Below are 284 nucleotides of genomic sequence, written 5' to 3'. Positions count from 1 at the left end.
ACTGTCACTTCATGTGTAGCAGTGTCGTATGTCACACCTGCTTCGCTACCTGCTTTTTCAGTAATTGTGTAAGTGTGAGGGCCTGCAGCATCATAGCTGATTGCTGGGAAAGTAACAGTACCGTCTGCTGCGTTTTTAGCTGTCGCAACGACTTTGTCACCTTCTTTAAGTTCGAATTCGTATTTGTCAGCTTCTAGAGCTTTACCGTTCAAGACTTTAGTAGCTGTGATAGTAGCTGTTGTTGTAGCTGCTTTGTAAGTATTGGTGAAGGTTGGGTTGTTGTC

At 44.0% G+C, this 284-nt stretch carries 1 protein-coding gene; it reads right to left on the bottom strand.

Going from position 1 to position 284, the window contains the following annotated elements:
- On the bottom strand, positions 1 to 284 hold a 284-nt coding region (locus ADM50_RS03225), incomplete at both ends, for a Spy0128 family protein (protein ID WP_049484508.1).

The sequence above is a fragment of the Streptococcus oralis genome (assembly GCF_001075675.1).
In the GTDB taxonomy this organism is placed as follows: domain Bacteria; phylum Bacillota; class Bacilli; order Lactobacillales; family Streptococcaceae; genus Streptococcus; species Streptococcus oralis_V.
Note: the sequence above shows the minus strand (reverse complement) of the source record. Positions and strands in the feature narration are given on the sequence as shown.